Source organism: Kitasatospora sp. NPDC004745, from assembly GCF_042873275.1.
In the GTDB taxonomy this organism is placed as follows: Bacteria; Actinomycetota; Actinomycetes; order Streptomycetales; family Streptomycetaceae; genus Kitasatospora.
In genome coordinates, this window is sequence record NZ_JBIALK010000025.1 from 115995 (window position 1) to 133531 (window position 17537).

Below are 17537 nucleotides of genomic sequence, written 5' to 3' on the forward strand. Positions count from 1 at the left end.
GACGACGGGAAGGACCCGAGCGCATGGCCAACCCGGCCCCCGCCTCCAGCCGAGGCATCGCCATCACCGAGCACCGCCTGGCCAACGGCCTGCGGGTCGTCCTCTCCGAGGACCACCTCACCCCGGTGGCCGCGGTCTGCCTCTGGTACGACGTCGGCTCCCGGCACGAGGTCAAGGGCCGCACCGGCCTCGCCCACCTCTTCGAGCACCTGATGTTCCAGGGCTCCGCGAACGTGTCCAACAACGGCCACTTCGAGCTCGTCCAGGGAGCCGGCGGCTCGCTCAACGGCACCACCAGCTTCGAGCGCACCAACTACTTCGAGACCATGCCCGCCCACCAGCTGGAGCTCGCCCTCTGGCTGGAGGCCGACCGCATGGGCTCGCTGCTCGTCGCCCTCGACGAGACGTCCATGGAGAACCAGCGCGACGTCGTCAAGAACGAGCGCCGCCAGCGCTACGACAACGTCCCGTACGGCACCGCCTTCGAGAAGCTCACCGCGCTCTCGTTCCCCGACGGCCACCCGTACCACCACACCCCCATCGGCTCCATGGCCGACCTCGACGCCGCCACCCTCGAGGACGCCCGCGCGTTCTTCCGCACCTACTACGCGCCCAACAACGCCGTCCTCTCCGTCGTCGGCGACATCGACCCCGAACAGACCGTCGCCTGGGTCGAGAAGTACTTCGGCAGCATCCCTGGCCACGACGGCAAGCAGCCCCCGCGCTCCGGGGAACTCCCCGCCACGATCGGCCGCGAACTGCGCGAGCCCGTCCACGAGGACGTCCCCTCCCGCGCGCTGATGGCCGCCTACCGCCTCCCGCACGACGGCACCCGCGAGGCCGACGCCGCCGACCTCGCCCTCACCATCCTCGGCAGCGGCGAGTCCAGCCGCCTCTACAACCGGCTCGTCCGCCGCGACCGCACCGCCGTCGCCGCCGGCTTCGGCCTGCTCCGCCTCGCCGGCGCCCCCAGCCTCGGCTGGCTCGACGTCAAGACCTCCGGCGACGCCACCATCGCGCAGATCGACGCCGCCGTCGACGAGGAGCTCGCCCGCTTCGCCGCCGAGGGCCCCACCGCCGCCGAACTCGAGCGCGCCCAGGCCCAGATCGAGCGCGAGTGGCTCGACCGGCTCACCACCGTCGCCGGCCGCGCCGACGAACTCTGCCGCTACGCCGTCCTGTTCGGCGACCCCAAGCTGCTCAACGACGCCCTCCCGAAGGTCCTCGACGTCACCGCCGAGGAGGTCCAGGCCGTCGCCCAGGCCCGGCTCCACCCCGACAACCGGGCCGTCCTCGTCTACGAGCCCACCACGGCCGACGACACCGACGACACCGACGACGACACCGCCACCGACGCCTCCCAGGAGGGTGCCGCCGTATGAGCACCGACCACGCCCCCGCGATGACCTTCCACCCCCAGCCCCGGCCCGGCACCCCCAGCCCGTGGGCGTTCCCCGCCCCCGAGCGCGCCTCCCTCGGCAACGGCATCACCGTGCTGCACTGCCACCGGCCCGGCCAGCAGCTCGTCGCCGTCGAGGTCCTCCTCGACGTCCCGCTCGCCGCCGAACCCGAGGGCCTCGACGGCGTCGCCGCCATCCTCGCCCGCGCCCTCAACGAGGGCACCGACACCCTCAGCGCCGAGGAGTTCGCCGCCGAGCTCGAGCGCGCCGGCGCCACCCTCGACGCCCACGCCGACCACCCCTGCATCCGGGTCTCCCTCGAGGTCCCCGCCTCCCGGCTGCAGCGCGGCCTCTCCCTGCTCGCCGACGCCCTGCGCGCCCCCGCCCTCCCCGAGGACGAGATCGAGCGCCTCGTCGCCAACCGCCTCGACGAGATCGTCCACGAGCAGGCCAACCCCGCCCGGCGCGCCGCCAAGGCCCTCTACGCCGAGCTCTTCGACGCCGCCGACCGGCTCTCCCGGCCCCGCAGCGGCACCGCCGACACGGTCAAGTCCATCGACCGCGCCGCCGTCAAGGCCTTCTACGACGCCCACGTGCGCCCCGCCACCAGCACCGTCGTGGTGGTCGGCGACCTCACCGGCACCGACCTGCCCGCCCTCCTGGAGAGCACCCTCGGCACCTGGACCGGCAGCGCCGCCGAAGCCTCCGTCCACGCGCCCGTCACCGGCGACGACCACGGCCGCGTCGTCATCGTCGACCGCCCCGGCTCCGTCCAGACCCAGCTGCTGATCGGCCGCATCGGCCCCGACCGGCACGACCCCGTCTGGGCCGCCCAGATCCTCGGCACCTACTGCCTCGGCGGCACCCTCACCTCCCGCCTCGACCGCGTCCTGCGCGAGGAGAAGGGCTACACCTACGGCGTCCGCTCCTTCGCCCAGCCGCTGCGCTCCGCCGCCGACGGCAGCGGCCGCTCGCTGCTCGCCATCAGCGGATCGGTGGACACCGCCTCCACCGCCCCCGCGCTCGAGGACACCTGGAAGATCCTGCGCCTCCTCGCCGCCGAGGGCCTCACCGACGCGGAGCGCGACGAGGCCGTGCAGTTCCTGGTCGGCGTGGCGCCGCTGAAGTACGAGACCGCGGGCTCCGTCGCCGGGACGCTGGCCGACCAGGTCGAGCAGCACCTGGCCGACGACTACCAGGCCGAGGTCTACCGGCAGCTCGCCGAACTGCCCACGGCCGCCGCCACCGAGGCCGTCGTCGCCGCCTTCCCGCCGGACCGCCTCGTCACCGTCCTGGTCGGCGACGCCGCCGCCATCGCCGAGGACGTGCGGGCCCTCGGCATCGGCGAGGTCACCGTCGTCAGCTGACGCCTCCGGCCTCCCGCACGGGCCCGGTGGAGCACCCGCTCCACCGGGCCCGTCGCGTCGTTAAATGCCTTGCGGGCCCACGCCGTTCCGTGGGTGAATCGTCCCCGGCACAGACGTGCGAACGGCGACGGAGGAAGGGAGGCGGCACCATGCGGGTCGAGCGAGCCATACGACGACGCTCCCCAAGGCCGTACCTCCCCCGTACCGCCCAGGGCTGCTGAGCCCCACCCCTGACTTCCCCGAGCCGCACCGGGATCCTTCGCGCGGCACCCCACCCTTCACGTGAACCACGCCTTCGCGTGACCACCCGACCCCTGGAGGTCGTTCACCCATGTCGTACACCGAAGTCCCCGGCGTCCGGGTCCCGATCCGGATGTGGACCGATCCGGCCACGGTCGAGGGCCAGGCCCTGCAGCAGCTGCGCAACATCAGCTCGCTGCCCTGGCTGCACGGCCTCGCCGTGATGCCCGACGTCCACCTGGGCAAGGGCGCGACGGTCGGCTCCGTCATCGCGATGAAGGGCGCGGTCTGCCCGGCGGCGGTCGGCGTCGACATCGGCTGCGGGATGAGCGCGGTGAAGACCTCGCTCACCGCCGCGGACCTTCCGGACGACCTGTCCCGGCTGCGCTCCGAGATCGAGCAGGCCATCCCGGTCGGCCGCGGCCTGCACACCGACCCGGTCGACCCGGCCAAGCTGCACGGCTTCCGGGCGGCGGGCTGGGACGACTTCTGGCACCGCTTCGACGGGGTGGCGGAGGAGGTCAAGTGGCGCCGCGAGCGGGCGATGCAGCAGATGGCGACGCTGGGTGGAGGAAATCATTTCATCGAAGTATGTGTCGATACGACTGGTTCGGTCTGGCTCATGCTGCACTCCGGATCGCGCAACATCGGCAAGGAACTGGCGGAGCACCACATGGGCGTCGCGCAGTCCCTCCCGCACAACCAGGGCCTGGTCGACCGGGACCTCGCCGTCTTCATCGCGGACACCCCGCAGATGGCCGCGTACCGCCAGGACCTCTTCTGGGCCCAGGAGTACGCCAAGAACAACCGCGCGGTGATGATGGCGCTCTTCCAGGACGTCGTGCGCCGTGAGTTCCCCAGGGCGAAGGTCGCCTTCGACGAGGTCATCAGCTGCCACCACAACTACGTGGCGGAGGAGCGGTACGACGGGGTCGACCTGCTGGTGACCCGTAAGGGCGCGATCCGGGCCGGTTCCGGTGACTACGGGATCATCCCGGGCTCGATGGGTACCGGCTCCTACATCGTCCGCGGCCTGGGCAACGAGGCGTCGTTCAACTCCGCCTCGCACGGCGCCGGCCGCAAGATGAGCCGCACGGCGGCGAAGAAGCGGTTCAGCACGGCGGACCTGGTCGAACAGACCAAGGGCGTCGAGTGCCGCAAGGACGGCGGCGTGGTGGACGAGATCCCGGGCGCCTACAAGAACATCGAGAAGGTCATCGAGCAGCAGAAGGACCTGGTCGAGGTGGTCGCGCACCTCAAGCAGGTCGTCTGCGTGAAGGGCTGATCAACGCCGACAGCCGATGAGCGCCGACAGGGGTGCACCACGCGTGGTGGTGCACCCCTGTCGGGCGAGGGGTGGGCTCAGGCCGCGGCCGGGAGCTCGTCGAGGCCTTCCTGGACGAGCTTGGCGAGGCGGTCGAGGGCCTCGTCGGCGTTCTCGGCGTCGGAGGCGAGGACGACCTCCTCGCCACCCTGGGCGCCCAGGCCGAGCAGGCCGAGCATGGAGGCGGCGTTGACGGGGGTGCCGCCGGGCTTGGCGATGGTGATCGGCACGCCGGTGGCCGTGACGGCCCGGACGAAGATCGAGGCGGGACGGGCGTGCAGGCCCTCGGCCCAACCGATGGTGACGCGGCGCTCGGCCATGAGACGTGCCTTTCCGGTGAAGCTGGTCACGGCCGTGCTCGGAGGAGCGGGGGGACGGCCATGTTGTCTAGACCAGTGTTGCACGCAGCCGGCCCCCGCGAACCGTCGCGTTCAGGACTTGTGATTGTTTCTTTTCGGGGCATAAGGCCCGGCCAGTGGCCCTGTCCACCCTGCCGCGAGCGCCTGTCCGGCGCCATTCGGCCCGCTGCCGGATAACCTGACGAATGTGGACGACTCCGCGGTGGCGAACCCCGAGCAACCGGACTATCCGCAGCACTGGGAGGCCGACATCCTGCTGCGCGACGGCGGCACGGCCCGGATCCGGCCGATCACGCCGGACGATGCCGGGCGGCTCGTGGAGTTCTACGAGCAGGTCTCGGACCAGTCCAAGTACTTCCGCTTCTTCGCCCCCTACCCCCGGCTGTCCGACAAGGACGTCCGCCGCTTCACCCACCACGACTTCGTGAACCGGGTGGGCCTCGCGGTGGTGATCCGGGACCACTTCATCGCCACCGTCCGCTACGACCGGATCGACGCCGACGGCCGCCCGTCCGACACCGGTACGGAGGCCGAGGTCGCGTTCCTGGTGCAGGACGCCCACCAGGGCCGCGGGGTGGCCTCGGCGCTGCTGGAGCACATCGCCGCGGTGGCGCAGGAGCGCGGGATCCGCCGCTTCCAGGCGGAGGTGCTGCCGGAGAACCGGAAGATGGTGAAGGTCTTCACCGATGCCGGCTACACCCAGCGCCGCAGCTTCGCCGACGGCGTGGTGCACCTGGACTTCGACCTGGAGCAGACCGACCGCTCGTTGGCGGTGATGCGGGCCCGCGAGCACCGCGCGGAGGCGCGGTCGGTACAGCGGTTGCTGACGCCGCGGTCGGTGGCGGTGATCGGGGCGTCCCGCCATCCGCAGACGGTGGGGCGGGCGATCCTGCGGGACCTGCTGGGCACCTTCGAACCCGAGCCCGCCGCCCCCGAAGCCGCCCCCGAAGCCGCCCCCGAGCCCGCCGACCGGGCCGACGCCGGGGAGCAGCAGGCCGGGGCAGAGCAGGGCAGGGAGCAGCAGGTCGGGGCGCAGCCCCGCCCGGTGTACGCGGTGAACCGCAACGCCCCGCCCGGCACGGTGCTGGACGGCGTCCCGGTGCACCGCTCGGTCCTGGACATCCCCGGCCCGGTGGACCTCGCGGTGATCGCCGTCCCGGAGGGCGCCGTGCCCGCGGCCGTCGCGGAGTGCGGTGCGCACGGGGTGCAGGGCCTGGTGGTGGTGACCGCCGGCTACGCGGAGACCGGGGTGGACGGGCGGGACCGCCAGCGCGCCCTGGTGCGGCAGGCCCGGGCGGCGGGGATGCGGGTGGTCGGCCCGAACGCGTTCGGCCTGATCAACACCGATCCGGCCGTCCCGTTGAACGCCTCGCTGGCGCCGCACCTGCCGGGCCGCGGCGGTTTCGGGATCTTCTGCCAGTCCGGCGCGATCGGCGTGGCGCTGCTGGAGGCCGCCCACCGGCGGGGTCTCGGGGTGTCCTCGTTCGCCTCGGTCGGCAACCGGGCGGACGTCTCCGGCAACGACTTCCTGCAGTACTGGGCGGAGGACGACGCCACCGAGGTGGTGCTGCTCTACCTGGAGTCCTTCGGCAATCCGCGCAAGTTCACCCGGATCGCGCGGCGGCTGGCCGCGGTGAAGCCGATCGTGGTGGTGAAGGGGGCCCGGCACACGGGCAGCCTGCCGCCGGGCCACGCGGTGCCGGCGACCGCGACCGGGCTGCGCGACGCGACGGTGGACGCGCTGTTCGAGCAGGCGGGCGTGATCAGGGTGGAGACGATCACCGAGCTGTACGACACCGGGGAGCTGCTGGGCCTGCAGCCGCTGCCCCCGGGGGACCGGGTGGCGGTGGTCGGCAACTCGGACTCGATGGGACTGCTGACGTACGACGCCTGTCTGAGCGCGGGGCTGCGGCCGCGCACCCCGGTGGACCTGACCACCGCGGCGACCGGCGAGAACTTCCGGATCGCGCTGGACGTGGCGCTGAGCGACCCGGCGGTGGACGCGGTGATCGCGGTGGCGATCCCGCCGATCGGCACGTCCGCGCACGCGTTCATGGGCGGTCGGCTGACCGGCCCGGACGACCCGGAGATGGGCTCGGACGATCCGGAGATCGCCACTGCGCTGCTCGAAGCCGGGGTGCGGGCGCGGGAGTTGGGCAAGCCGCTGGTGCTGGCGCACCTGGCGCTGACGGATCTGCCGGCCCGGCTGCGTCCGGGCGGCGTCCCGGCGTTCGCGGCCCCCGAGCGGGCGGTGCGCGCGCTGGCGAACGCCGTGCACTACGCGCAGTGGCGCCGCCGGACGGCGGTGGCGGAGGAGACGGCCCGGGTGCCGGAGCTGGACCGGATCGACGAGCCGGGGGCCCGTGCGCTGGTCGAGGCGGCGTTGAGCACCCGGACCGCGATCGCCGCGCGGACCCAGCCGGGCGGCGCCCGGATCACGCTGCCGGACGTCGGGGCCCGTGAGCTGCTGGCCCGCTACGGCATCGACGTCTCCCCGACGCTGCCGGCGCCGGACGAGGAGACCGCGGTGCGGGCGGCGGAGGCGCTCGGTTACCCGGTGGCGCTGAAGGCGACGGCCCCGCACCTGCGGCACCGCCCCGACCTGGGCAGCGTGCGGCTGGACCTGACCGGTGAGCCGGGTCTGCGCCGGGCGCACCGCGAGCTGGACGCGTTGCTGGGCGGTGCGGCGCAGGCGGAGCTGGTGGTGCAGCGGCTGGCGCCGCGCGGGGTGGACACCGTGATCGGTGCCACGGTGGATCCGGCGGTCGGCGCGATCCTGTCGTTCGGCCTGGCCGGGGCGCCGGCGGAGCTGCTGGGCGACGTGGCGCACCGGCTGGTTCCGGCCACCGACCAGGACGTGGCGGGGCTGGTTCGGGAGGTGCGGGCGGCGCCGCTGCTGTTCGGCTGGCGGGGGGCGGAGGCGGTGGACACGGGCGCGCTGGAGGAGCTGCTGCTGCGGGTGTCGCAGCTGGTGGACGACGTGCCGGAGGTCGCCTCGGTGGATCTCGAACCGGTGGTCGTGGCCCCGTACGGGCTGGCGATCCTGGGGGCGCGGGTGCGGCTCGCGCCACTGCCCGTCCGCAGCGATCTGGGCCCGCGCGCCATGAGCACCCTGTAACCTTCCTTGGTTGTGCCCGGCCCTCGGGCGCTGTTGTCCGAAGCTCGGCGCCGTGCCGCCCGCTTCGTCGGCGGACCATGCCAGGATGGAGTTATGGCGAAGACCGGTACGACCACCACTCAGGACCTGCGCTCGGCGATCGAGCGCAGCGGCTACTACCCGGCCCTGGTGTCCGAGGCGGTCGAGGCCGCGGTGGGCCCGGAGCCGATCAGCTCGTACCTGGTGCACCAGGAGACGACCTTCGACGCCAACGAGGTGCGCCGGCACGTGACGGTGCTGGTGCTGACCCCGACCCGGTTCGTGGTGAGCCACACCGACGAGCAGTCGGGGGACGGCGGCAGTCCGGCGGTGCCGTTCGCGACGACGTCGACGGAGAGTGTCCGGCTGGACCGGATCGGTTCGGTCGTGCTGAGCCGGATGGTGGCGAACCCGGAGACGTACACGCCGGGGACGCTGCCGCGCGAGGTGGTGCTGACGATCGGCTGGGGTGCCGTGCAGCGGCTGGACCTGGAGCCGGCGGGCTGCTCGGACCCGAACTGCGAGGCGGATCACGGCTACACGGGGTCGGCGACGGCTGACGACCTCTCACTGCGGGTGAGCGAGGCCGGTGACGGCCCGGAGACGGTCGCGCAGGCTCTGGTGTTCGCCCGTGCGCTGTCCGACGCGACGATCAGCAACGGCCCGCGGGTCTGAGCGCCGCCGCCTCCGTCCGCTACTGAATCCGGTTCCATGTCCTTCGCACCCGCCGACGGCTACGACGCCTTCGAGATCCTTGACCCGGCCGCGGCTCCCGCGCCCCCGTACGGCAGCGGTTCGCTCTGCGACCTGCTGCCCTCGGTGGCGGCGGGGCTGGGGGTTCCGGGCTTCACCGCCACCCTGCCGATCGCCCCGGCGGACCGCGTGGTGGTGTTCCTGGTGGACGGCCTGGGCTGGGAGCTGCTGCTGCGGCACCCGGAGTACGCGCCGTTCCTGTCCTCGTTGGCGGCCGGTTCGCTGGGCGGCTCGGGCCGCCCGCTGACCGCGGGTTTCCCGTCGACCACGGCGACCTCGCTGGCCTCGGTCGGGACGGGCACCCCTCCGGGGCTGCACGGCCTGGTCGGGTACACGGTGGCGGTGCCGGGCGCGGGGTACCTGATGAACCAGCTGCGCTGGCAGCCGCACACCGACCCGGGGGCGTGGCAGCCGTACCCGACGGTCTTCGACCGGACGCACGAGGCGGGGGTGGCGACGGCGCAGGTGTCCTCCCCGTTGTTCGCGCAGACCCCGCTGACCAGGGTGGCGCTGTCCGGCGGCACCTTCCTGGGCCGGACCACCGGCATGGAGCGGATGGATCTGGCGGCCTCCTGGCTGGCCGAGCACGACCGGGCGCTGGTGTACACCTACGTCAGCGAGCTGGACGGTGCGGGCCACCGGTTCGGGGTGGACTCGGACGAGTGGCGGATGACGCTGGACGCGGTGGACCGGCTGGCCCGCCGACTGGCGGAGCAGCTGCCGCCGCGTTCGGCGATGTACGTGACGGCGGACCACGGCATGATCGACATCGCCCCGGAGGACCGGATCGACTTCGACGAGGACTGGGAGCTGGGCGCCGGCGTGGCCCTGCTGGGCGGTGAGGGCCGGGCCCGGCACGTGTACGCGGTGCCCGGTGCGGCGGCCGACGTGCACGCGGTCTGGAGCGAGGTGCTGGGCGACCGGATGTGGGTGGCGACCCGGGACCAGGCGATCGACGCGGGCTGGTTCGGCCCGGCCGTGGACGAGCGGGTGTACGGGCGGATCGGCGACGTGGTGGCCGCGGCGCGGGACGACATCGCGATCATCGCCTCCCGCAACGAGCCGGGGGAGTCCGCGATGGTCGGACTGCACGGCTCGATGACCCCGGTGGAGCAGTTCGTGCCCCTGCTCGAAGTCCGCGGCTGAGCGCTTCCGTTGACTCCTCTGTGCCCGAACTCCTCTGATTTGAAAGGCCTTTGCTCCACCCATGGCTGAACTGGTGTTCTTCTCGGGCACGATGGACTGCGGCAAGTCGACGCTGGCGCTGCAGATGGACCACAACCACACCGCGCGCGGCCGGCAGGGGATCATCCTGACCCGCAACGACCGGGCCGGTGCGGCCACCATCTCCAGCCGGCTGGGCCTGCGGGCGGACGCGGTCGAGGTCACCGACGACTTCGACTTCCACGCGCACGTGGTGCAGCGCCTCTCGGCGGGTGGCCGGGTGGACTACCTGATCTGCGACGAGGCCCAGTTCTTCGCCGCCGGGCAGGTCGACCAGCTGGCCCGGGTGGTGGACGAACTCGACATCGACGTCTTCACGTTCGGGATCACCACGGACTTCCGCACCCGGCTGTTCCCGGGTTCGCAGCGGCTGATCGAGCTGGCCGACCGGGTGGAGGTGCTCCAGGTCGAGGCACTGTGCTGGTGCGGCGCGCGGGCGACCCACAACGCCCGGACGGTGGGCGGCGTGATGGTGGTCGAGGGCGCCCAGGTGGTGGTCGGCGACATCACGGTCGACGAGGACGAGGTCAGCTACGAGGTGCTGTGCCGCCGGCACCACCGCCGCCGCCTCACCTCGGCGACCGCCCGGGCCTCGGTGCTCTCGCCGGACGTGCTGCCCTTCGAGGAGCAGCGGGCCTGACCGCGGGCGGCCCGGTGCCCGCTCGGGCGCGGACCGGGCGGCTCACAGCGCCTCGATCACCGAGAAGTGCCCGCCCTGCGGGTCGGCCAGCCGGGCGGCCCGGCCGCGCAGGGTGTCGTGCGGCTCCACCAGGACGCGGCCGCCGAGCTCGACGGCGTGCCGGGCGGTCCGCGTGGTGTCGCGGACGGCGAAGTGGACCCGCCAGCGCGGCGGGTGGCCGCGCAGTTCGGCGTGGTGCCGGATGCCGGCGACCGGCCGCCCGTGCACCAGGAGCGCGGACTCGCCGTCGGCGGGCCGTACGGGCCGGTCGAGCACGGTGGCGTAGAAGGCCGCGGCGCCGTCCGCGTCGGGGGTGAGCAGTTCGGCCCAGGCCGGTCCGCCGGGTTCGGGGCCGGCTTCGCGGCCGGTGTGCTCCTCGCCCTGCCAGAGCCCGAAGACGGCGCCGGAGACGTCGGCGGCGATGGCCATCCGGCCGGCCCGTTCGGCCTGCAGCGGGCCGACGGCGACGGTTCCGCCGCATTCGCGCACCAGTTGGGTGGTGCGGTCGGCGTCGTCGACGGCGAAGTAGGTGGTCCACTGCACCGGGAACCCGGTGGCGGTGGAGACGCCGAGGCCGGCGACGGGCTCCCCGTCGAGTTCGGCCCGTACGTAGTCGCCGAGTTGGCCCGGGCCCGGGCGGTAGGCCCAGCCGAGCAGGTCGCCGTAGAAGGCGCGGGCTCCGGGCAGGTCGTCGGTCAGCAGGCTGACCCAGCAGGGCGTGCCCTGGGCCAGTCGGAGTTCCACCGCGGGCAATGCGGGCCTCCTCGTGGGTGGTCGGCGCGCGGGGATCCTCGCGCGCGAGGGTGATGCTTCCACCCTGGCGGGCACCGAACCCTCGGGCCGCGCGGAAAGTCCGGCAAAGTCCGCACAAAGAGCGGTGGTTCGTCGGTGCTGCGCGACAATGGCCGCCATGACGACCTACAACGACGCTTCTCCGCTGATCTCCGCGGGCGCGCTGGGGGAGGCGCTCGCCTCCGTCCGCCCGCCGGTGCTGCTGGACGTGCGCTACCGGCTGGTCGGTGCCGCGGCCTCCGGCCCGACCGCGGCCGAGGAGTACCTGGCCGGGCACCTGCCCGGGGCCCACTTCGTCGACCTGGACCGCGACCTCGCGGCCCACCCGGGTGCTCCGGGCCGGGGCGGGCGCCACCCGCTGCCGGACCCGGAGGAGTTCGGTGCGGCGATGCGCGGATTCGGGGTGGACGCCGACCGCCCGGTGGTGGTGTACGACGGGGCGGCCTCGCTGGCGGCGGCCCGCGCCTGGTGGCTGCTGCGCTGGGCCGGGCACCGGGACGTCCGGGTGCTGGACGGCGGGTACGCGGCCTGGGTGGCGGCGGGTCTGCCGGTGACGGCGGAGGTGCCGGAGCCGGCGGAGGGCGACTTCAAGCCGGTGCCGGGGCGGTTGCCGGTGGTGGACGCGGACGGCGCGGCGGCCTGGGCGCGCGAGGGCCTGCTGCTGGACGCCCGGGCGGGCGAGCGCTACCGGGGCGAGACCGAGCCGGTGGATCCGCGGGCCGGGCACATCCCGGGGGCGGTGTCGGCGCCGACGGCCGAGAACGTGGACGCGGACGGGCGGTTCCGGTCGGCCGCGGAGCTGGCGGCGCGGTTCCGCGCGCTGGGCGCGGGCGAGCGGGAGACGGCGGTGTACTGCGGCTCGGGGGTGACGGCGGCGCACCAGATCCTGGCGCTCGAGGTGGCGGGCCTGCCCGCGACGCTGTACCCCGGGTCGTGGAGCGAGTGGTCGAGCGACGCGGCCCGCCCGGTGGCGGTGACCGGGCAGCCGGGCTGAGTCCGGGCACGCGGAAGGGGCGGGAGGCCGGGCCTCCCGCCCCTTCCGTACGGCGGTTACTCCTGCTTCTTGCGCCGGCTGCCGAAGACGATCTCGTCCCAGCTGGGCACGGTGGCCCGGCGGCCGGGGCGGACGCCGTCCGCCTCGGCCTGGCGGTCGGTGGTGCCGACGAGGCGTTCGCGGTGCGGGGCGACGGCCCGCGGCATCAGGATGTCGGCGTAGGCCGATCCCGCGCCGACGGCCGGGGCCGCGGCGGCCGGCTCCTCGCTCTCCTCGGCGACCTCGGCGGGCACCGGCTCGATCGGGGTGGTGCCGCTGACGGCGAGGTCGCCGCGGAAGGCGGGGACGACGTCGAGCAGGCTGGTCAGCGAGTCCCTGGACTCGGCGGTGGCCTCGCGGGACTCGCGGACCTCACGGGCCGACATGATGCGGTCGGCGGAGGGCCGGTCGATCATCGGGCGGGGCGGCCGGTCCTGGGGGAGCCGGGCGATCCGCGGGATGAACGGGAAGACCGACTCCTCCTCGCGCTCGACGTTCTCGCCGATCAGCGCGCGGGCCTCGTCGTCGTTGGGCTGGACCAGGCGCCGGGGCGGGTCGTACGTCCACGACGCGCTGCGGCCCTCGCCGTCGGCCCGGTAGGAGAGGATGACCTCCCAGGTGCCGTCGTCGCGCCGCCAGGAGTCCCAGCGTTCGGTGTCCTTCTCCGCGCCGCGCAGCGCGAGCCGCTCGGCGACGGCCTCGCCGAGCTGGGGCCCGGTGGACTCGCCGTTGCGGCGGATGGCGGTCTTGCGGGCGCGCTCGGCCATGAAGGCGCGCTCGGCGAGCACCGGCCCCTCGAAGCGGCGGACGCGGTCGACGGAGATGCCGGCGGCCTGGGCGACCTCCTCCGCGGAGGCGCCTGCTCGTATCCGCGCCTGGATGTCCCGGGGGCGCAGATGGCTCTCGACCTCGATCTCGATCTGGCCGAGGCGCGGCCGGTCGCCGCGGATGGCGGCGCGCAGCCGCTCGTCGATGGGGAGGGTGTACTCCGTGCTGTCGGCAGCCTTGAGCACCAGCCGTGTGCCGTCGTTGCTGACGGCCACAACCCGCAGTTCGGGCACGGTTACCTCCCGGGTGGTGCCTGCCGACGTCACCTGCGTCGCTGCTCCCGTACTGAGTGTGGCCTGCCCGCTCGCGACTGGCCACAACCTTGCTGAGTTCCCCGGCGTGTCGGGCATACGCCCGGGCACGCCACTGTGGCACGGTTGCCTTTTTGCCACGTCATCCGTCGACGTCGCGCCTGGGTGTCCCGGCCGTCCTCGCACGCGCAGTGAACGCGACGTTCCGGGACGGTCGTCGCCGTGCGTGCCTGGCCCGTGGCTCTTCGTCAAGCTGCCGGTACGGACGCAGTCGACAAGTCGACCCAAGGCTCAGGCTTTACGAACAGTACTCCATTCGTGGCATCCGAAGGGGCGGCTCGCCGCTCAAGTCTCCCGCGATTCACGGGAATCTCAAGAGCGCGCGCCCCCAATGGCGGACCACTGCCGGGTGAACGGTGATCATCTTCACATATATCGGGGGCGGAGAACCGCATTTTCGTCCCTTGTGTCCTTCTTTGGGCAAGATGGAGTGGCTTGTTCGAGGATCAGTCGTACGGACCGAGGGATGTTGATGCCGGAGCGGAACCCCGCCGAGGAGGGCGGCAAGGAGGATCGCAGGCGAATCGATCTGAGTGTGGCTCAGGTCGTGGCGAGTGCGTTGGCGACGGTGGCCGGGGCACTGCTCGCCTCGGAACTCGGCGTGTACGGAACGATCCTGGGCGCGGCGGTGGTCAGCATCGGGGCCACCACCGGCAGTGCGGTGTTCCAGCACGTCTTCCGGCGCACCGGCGAACAGCTGCGCGGGGCGGTGACGGAACGGGGGCCGGTCCACACCGCGAACGGACTGCGCCAGGTGCCGGCCGGCCCGGTGGGCCCGGCGCCCGTGGCGGAGTCGCCGGTGGCGGAGTCGCCGGTGGTGGAGTCGCCGGTGGTGGAGTCGCCGGTGGCGGTGCTCTCCGCGGAGTGGAACGAGCCGCGGGTGGTGCGGGCGCGCCGGCGCTGGACCTGGCGGACGTACGCGGCGGTGTCCGGGCTGGTGTTCGTGCTGGCGATGACGCCGATCGTCGCGTTCGAACTGGCCACCGGCCAGCCGGTGTCGGCGACGGTGAAGGGGCGGTCCGGCAACGGCACCTCCTTCGGCGGCGCCGTCACCCCCGGGTCCTCCACCCCGACCTCCTCCACGCCGCGGGAGGAACCGGAGCGGACGCCCCCGGCGCGCGAGCCCGGCGGAGCGGGTCGGTCGCCGTCCGCCGGGGCCACGGCCCCGGCGCCGACGGGGCCGAGCCGGGAGCCGAGCCCGAGCGGCTCCGGTGAGCCGGGCGGCGGGACGACCTCGCCCTCGGCGGGGCCGAGCACCTCGCCGTCGGCCGGCACCTCCCCGTCGGCGGGCGGCGGGACGCCGTCGGGCGGGGCCTCCTCGCAGCCTCCCGTCCCGAGCCGGACGCCGGCGGCGCCCCGGTCGGGGGCCGCGTCCTCGACGCCCTGAGGCCCGGGCGAGGTCAGGCGCCGAGCACGCGGCGCAGGTAGTCGTTGCCGAAGACCCGCTGCGGGTCGACCTCGTCGCGCAGCGCCGTGAAGTCGCCGAAGTGCGGGTACACGCCGGCCAGGTACTCGGCGTCGCGGGTGTGCAGCTTGCCCCAGTGCGGGCGGCCCGCGTGCGCGGTCATCAGCTGTTCGACGCCGGTGAAGTAGCCCTGGTCGGCGGTGCCCCGGTAGAGGTGCACCGCGATGTAGGCGCTGTCGCGGCCGGAGGCGGTGGAGAGCCAGAGGTCGTCGGCGGGGGCGAAGCGCACCTCGACCGGGAAGCTGACCTTCCAGTCAGAGCGGTCGACCAGGGCCTTCAGTTCGCGCAGCACCTCGGCGACGGCCGCGCGCGGCACCGCGTACTCCATCTCCACGAAGCGGACCTTGCGGGGGCTGGTGAACACCCGGTACGCCGTGTCGGTGTAGCTGCGGTCGGACCAGGCGCGGCTGGCCAGCGAGGCGATGGCGGGGATGCTGCCGGGGAAGCGCCGGCCGACCCGGCAGGCGCCCTCCCAGACGGTGTTGGAGAGGAAGTCGTCCTCCAGCCACTCCTTGAACCGGGGCAGCGGGGCGGCCGGGCCCTGGCTGCGGTTGTTGCGCTTGGTGGAGCAGCGGTCGGTGTGCGGGAACCAGTAGAACTCGAAGTGCTCGTTGACGGCGGTGAGGTCGTCGAGCCGTTCCAGCACCTCGTCGAAGGCCATCGGCTGCTCGTGCGCGGTGAGCAGGAAGGCCGGTTCGACGCCGAAGGTCAGGGCGGTGATCACGCCGAGGGCGCCGAGGCCGAGCCGGGCGCCCTGGAAGAGCCGCGGGTTCTCGGTGGGGGAGCAGTGCCGGACGGTGCCGTCGGCGAGGACGATCTCCAGGGCGCGGATCTGGGCGGCGAGCGAGCCGGAGTCGCGGCCGGTGCCGTGGGTGCCGGTGCTGGTGGCGCCGGCCACGGTCTGGACCTCGATGTCGCCCATGTTGGTGAGCGAGAGGCCCTCGCCGGCGAGGATCCGGTTGAGTCGGGCGAGCGGGACGCCGGACTCGACGGTGATGGTGCCGGCCTCGCGGTCGATGCCGCGGACGGCGGTGAGCGCGTGCGGGCGGAGCAGGACGCCGTCGCCGGCGGAGGCGATCGAGGTGAAGGAGTGGCCGGAGCCGACGGCCTTGACGGTGCGGCCCTGTCCGGCGGCCCGCAGGATCTCCCTGGCCAGTTCCTCCGCGGTGCCGGGGGCGGCGGACCGGGCGGGCCGGGCGCTCTGGTTCCCGGCCCAGTTGGTCCACCGGGCGGGCGTCACGGTACTGGTCTGGGGCATGCGCCGCCTCCTGCTCCGTGGCCGAACGGGTCGGCGCGGGGTCGGGGCGGCAGCGCCGCCCTACCCGCGGGTAGGGCCGCGGGTAGGGAGAGACTAGTCAGTTCACCGTTCGAGGTCTACGGGTTGTCCGGCCGCTTCGGCGGGCTCGTCGGAGCTGACTCCGGCGCGCAGCCGGCCCAGTCCGGCGAGCGCGGTGGCCACGCCGAGCGCACCGGCGACCAGCGGCACCCAGTAGCCCGCGGCGGCGCCGGAGGCGTCCACCACCCAGCCGCCGGCGGAGGAGCCGAAGGCGACGCCGAGGGCGAGCCCGCTGGTGGTCCAGGCCATCCCCTCGGTGAGCTGGGAGGCCGGGACGAGCCGCTCCACCAGGGCCATCGCGGAGATCAGGGTCGGCGAGATGGCGAGGCCGGCGAGCATCAGGGCGGCGCCGGTGGCGAGCAGCCCGCCGAGGCCCTGGACGGTCGAGGAGACGATCAGGACCGGGACCATGCTCAGGGCCATCAGCGTCACGCCGGCGAAGAACCGGGTGGACAGCGAGCCCCTGGGCTTGAGCGTGCCGTAGACCATGCCGGCCAGGCCGGAGCCGAGCGCCCACACGGCGAGGACGGTGCCGGCCAGCCCCTCGTGGCCCTGGGCCCTGGCGAAGGCGACGGTGACGATCTCGACCGAGCCGAAGATCGCGCCGGTGGCGATGAAGGTGAGCACCAGGACGATCAGGCCGCCGTTGAGGATGGCGCTGCCGCCGCTGCGAGAGGCGGCCGGGTGGACCGGCGGTTCGGTGCGGCGCTGGGCGGTGAACAGCGTGATGCCGACGGTGAGCGCGACGACGGCGGCGAGCACGCCGGACTCGGGAAGGACGTTGGTCGCCAGGACGACGGCGAGGATCGGACCGACCATGAAGCAGAACTCGTCGACCACCGCCTCGAAGGAGTACGCGGTGTGCAGCCGGCCGGCGTCCTCGCGGTAGAGGTGCGCCCAGCGGGCGCGGACCATGGCGCCTGCGCTGGGCATCACGCCCATGCCGACGGCGAAGAGGAACAGCGTCCAGGCCGGTGCGCCGAAGTGCGCGCAGAGCAGCAGTCCGATCGCGGCGGAGACGGAGAGCGCGGCGGCGGGGAGGGCCACCCGGCGCTGCCCGTACCGGTCGACCAGCCAGGACACCGCCGGTCCGAGCGCTCCGGCGGCGATCGCCAGGGTCGCCGAGACCGCGCCCGCCACCCCGAACGACCCTCTCTGCTCGGAGAGCATGGTCACGATGCCGATGCCGGTCATCGAGATCGGCAGGCGGGCGAGGAAGCCGGCCGAGGAGAAGGCCAGAGTGCCGGGGGCGGCGAATATCCGGCGGTAACTGGAGAGCACGGGGGAGCT

At 73.8% G+C, this 17537-nt stretch carries 14 protein-coding genes; 8 read left to right on the forward strand and 6 right to left on the reverse strand.

The annotated features are described in order from the left end of the window. Window positions 1–23 precede the first annotated feature (23 nt). The 3 genes from ACFYUY_RS31640 (at window position 24) to ACFYUY_RS31650 (ending at window position 4292) form a co-directional block, all read left to right on the forward strand. Entirely contained in the window at window positions 24–1382 is a 1359-nt protein-coding gene (locus ACFYUY_RS31640; protein WP_360212246.1) for a pitrilysin family protein, read from the forward strand. 20 nt (window positions 1383–1402) lie between these two features. Further along, window positions 1403–2767, forward strand: coding sequence for a pitrilysin family protein (locus tag ACFYUY_RS31645; protein WP_360212337.1), 1365 nt, complete (start codon window positions 1403–1405; stop codon window positions 2765–2767). 331 nt (window positions 2768–3098) lie between these two features. Continuing rightward, the gene (locus tag ACFYUY_RS31650; RefSeq protein WP_387905778.1) at window positions 3099–4292 is read left to right on the forward strand and encodes an RtcB family protein; all 1194 of its coding nucleotides are present in this window, start codon (window positions 3099–3101) and stop codon (window positions 4290–4292) included. A gap of 77 nt (window positions 4293–4369) precedes the next feature. Here ACFYUY_RS31650 and ACFYUY_RS31655 read toward each other — a convergent pair whose 3' ends face one another. Continuing rightward, window positions 4370–4651, reverse strand: coding sequence for an HPr family phosphocarrier protein (locus ACFYUY_RS31655; protein WP_360212242.1), 282 nt, complete (start codon window positions 4649–4651; stop codon window positions 4370–4372). 226 nt (window positions 4652–4877) lie between these two features. Here ACFYUY_RS31655 and ACFYUY_RS31660 point away from each other — a divergent pair, with 226 nt between their 5' ends. The 4 genes from ACFYUY_RS31660 (at window position 4878) to ACFYUY_RS31675 (ending at window position 10443) form a co-directional block, all read left to right on the forward strand. Further along, entirely contained in the window at window positions 4878–7808 is a 2931-nt protein-coding gene (locus ACFYUY_RS31660; RefSeq protein ID WP_387905780.1) for a GNAT family N-acetyltransferase, read from the forward strand. A gap of 93 nt (window positions 7809–7901) precedes the next feature. After that, the gene (locus ACFYUY_RS31665) at window positions 7902–8501 is read left to right on the forward strand and encodes a DUF5998 family protein (RefSeq protein ID WP_360212238.1); all 600 of its coding nucleotides are present in this window, start codon (window positions 7902–7904) and stop codon (window positions 8499–8501) included. A 36-nt stretch (window positions 8502–8537) separates the two neighbouring features. Beyond that, window positions 8538–9725 carry a nucleotide pyrophosphatase/phosphodiesterase family protein gene (locus ACFYUY_RS31670; RefSeq protein WP_360212236.1) on the forward strand — a complete coding sequence of 396 codons (1188 nt, stop codon included), beginning with the start codon at window positions 8538–8540 and terminating at the stop codon, window positions 9723–9725. Window positions 9726–9786: 61 nt separating this feature from the next. Further along, a complete protein-coding gene (locus tag ACFYUY_RS31675; RefSeq protein WP_360212234.1) occupies window positions 9787–10443 on the forward strand; it encodes a thymidine kinase in 657 nt (218 codons plus the stop codon). A 42-nt stretch (window positions 10444–10485) separates the two neighbouring features. On the opposite strand, the gene ACFYUY_RS31680 is transcribed toward ACFYUY_RS31675, so the two are convergent. Next, window positions 10486–11226, reverse strand: coding sequence for a VOC family protein (locus ACFYUY_RS31680; protein WP_360212335.1), 741 nt, complete (start codon window positions 11224–11226; stop codon window positions 10486–10488). Between the two features lie 166 nt (window positions 11227–11392). Here ACFYUY_RS31680 and ACFYUY_RS31685 point away from each other — a divergent pair, with 166 nt between their 5' ends. Beyond that, complete coding sequence (locus ACFYUY_RS31685; protein ID WP_360212232.1) at window positions 11393–12268, forward strand: sulfurtransferase; 876 nt, start codon at window positions 11393–11395, stop codon at window positions 12266–12268. 56 nt (window positions 12269–12324) lie between these two features. On the opposite strand, the gene sepH is transcribed toward ACFYUY_RS31685, so the two are convergent. The 4 genes from sepH to ACFYUY_RS31705 all read right to left on the reverse strand — a co-directional run bounded on the left by sepH (window position 12325) and on the right by ACFYUY_RS31705 (window position 17528). Next, window positions 12325–13401, reverse strand: a complete 1077-nt coding sequence (gene sepH, locus ACFYUY_RS31690; protein ID WP_387905785.1) for a septation protein SepH — start codon at window positions 13399–13401, stop codon at window positions 12325–12327. A 585-nt stretch (window positions 13402–13986) separates the two neighbouring features. Next, the gene (locus ACFYUY_RS31695; protein WP_387905787.1) at window positions 13987–14721 is read right to left on the reverse strand and encodes a hypothetical protein; all 735 of its coding nucleotides are present in this window, start codon (window positions 14719–14721) and stop codon (window positions 13987–13989) included. Between the two features lie 125 nt (window positions 14722–14846). Then, window positions 14847–16169: a D-arabinono-1,4-lactone oxidase gene (locus ACFYUY_RS31700; RefSeq protein WP_387905789.1), complete on the reverse strand. Its 1323-nt coding sequence runs from the start codon at window positions 16167–16169 to the stop codon at window positions 14847–14849. A 102-nt stretch (window positions 16170–16271) separates the two neighbouring features. Continuing rightward, window positions 16272–17528 (reverse strand): MFS transporter, encoded by a 1257-nt coding sequence (locus tag ACFYUY_RS31705; protein WP_360212224.1) that lies wholly within the window; start codon window positions 17526–17528, stop codon window positions 16272–16274. Window positions 17529–17537 lie beyond the last annotated feature (9 nt).

Excerpts from the sequence above, each read along its gene's own strand:
- ACFYUY_RS31685 (WP_360212232.1), top strand. The coding sequence starts at position 11,393 with ATGACGACCTACAACGACGCTTCTCCGCTGATCTCCGCGGGCGCGCTG.
- ACFYUY_RS31670 (WP_360212236.1), top strand. The coding sequence starts at position 8,538 with ATGTCCTTCGCACCCGCCGACGGCTACGACGCCTTCGAGATCCTTGAC.
- ACFYUY_RS31700 (WP_387905789.1), bottom strand. The coding sequence starts at position 16,169 with ATGCCCCAGACCAGTACCGTGACGCCCGCCCGGTGGACCAACTGGGCC.
- ACFYUY_RS31645 (WP_360212337.1), top strand. The coding sequence starts at position 1,403 with ATGACCTTCCACCCCCAGCCCCGGCCCGGCACCCCCAGCCCGTGGGCG.
- ACFYUY_RS31665 (WP_360212238.1), top strand. The coding sequence starts at position 7,902 with ATGGCGAAGACCGGTACGACCACCACTCAGGACCTGCGCTCGGCGATC.
- ACFYUY_RS31655 (WP_360212242.1), bottom strand. The coding sequence starts at position 4,651 with ATGGCCGAGCGCCGCGTCACCATCGGTTGGGCCGAGGGCCTGCACGCC.
- ACFYUY_RS31650 (WP_387905778.1), top strand. The coding sequence starts at position 3,099 with ATGTCGTACACCGAAGTCCCCGGCGTCCGGGTCCCGATCCGGATGTGG.
- ACFYUY_RS31640 (WP_360212246.1), top strand. The coding sequence starts at position 24 with ATGGCCAACCCGGCCCCCGCCTCCAGCCGAGGCATCGCCATCACCGAG.
- ACFYUY_RS31675 (WP_360212234.1), top strand. The coding sequence starts at position 9,787 with ATGGCTGAACTGGTGTTCTTCTCGGGCACGATGGACTGCGGCAAGTCG.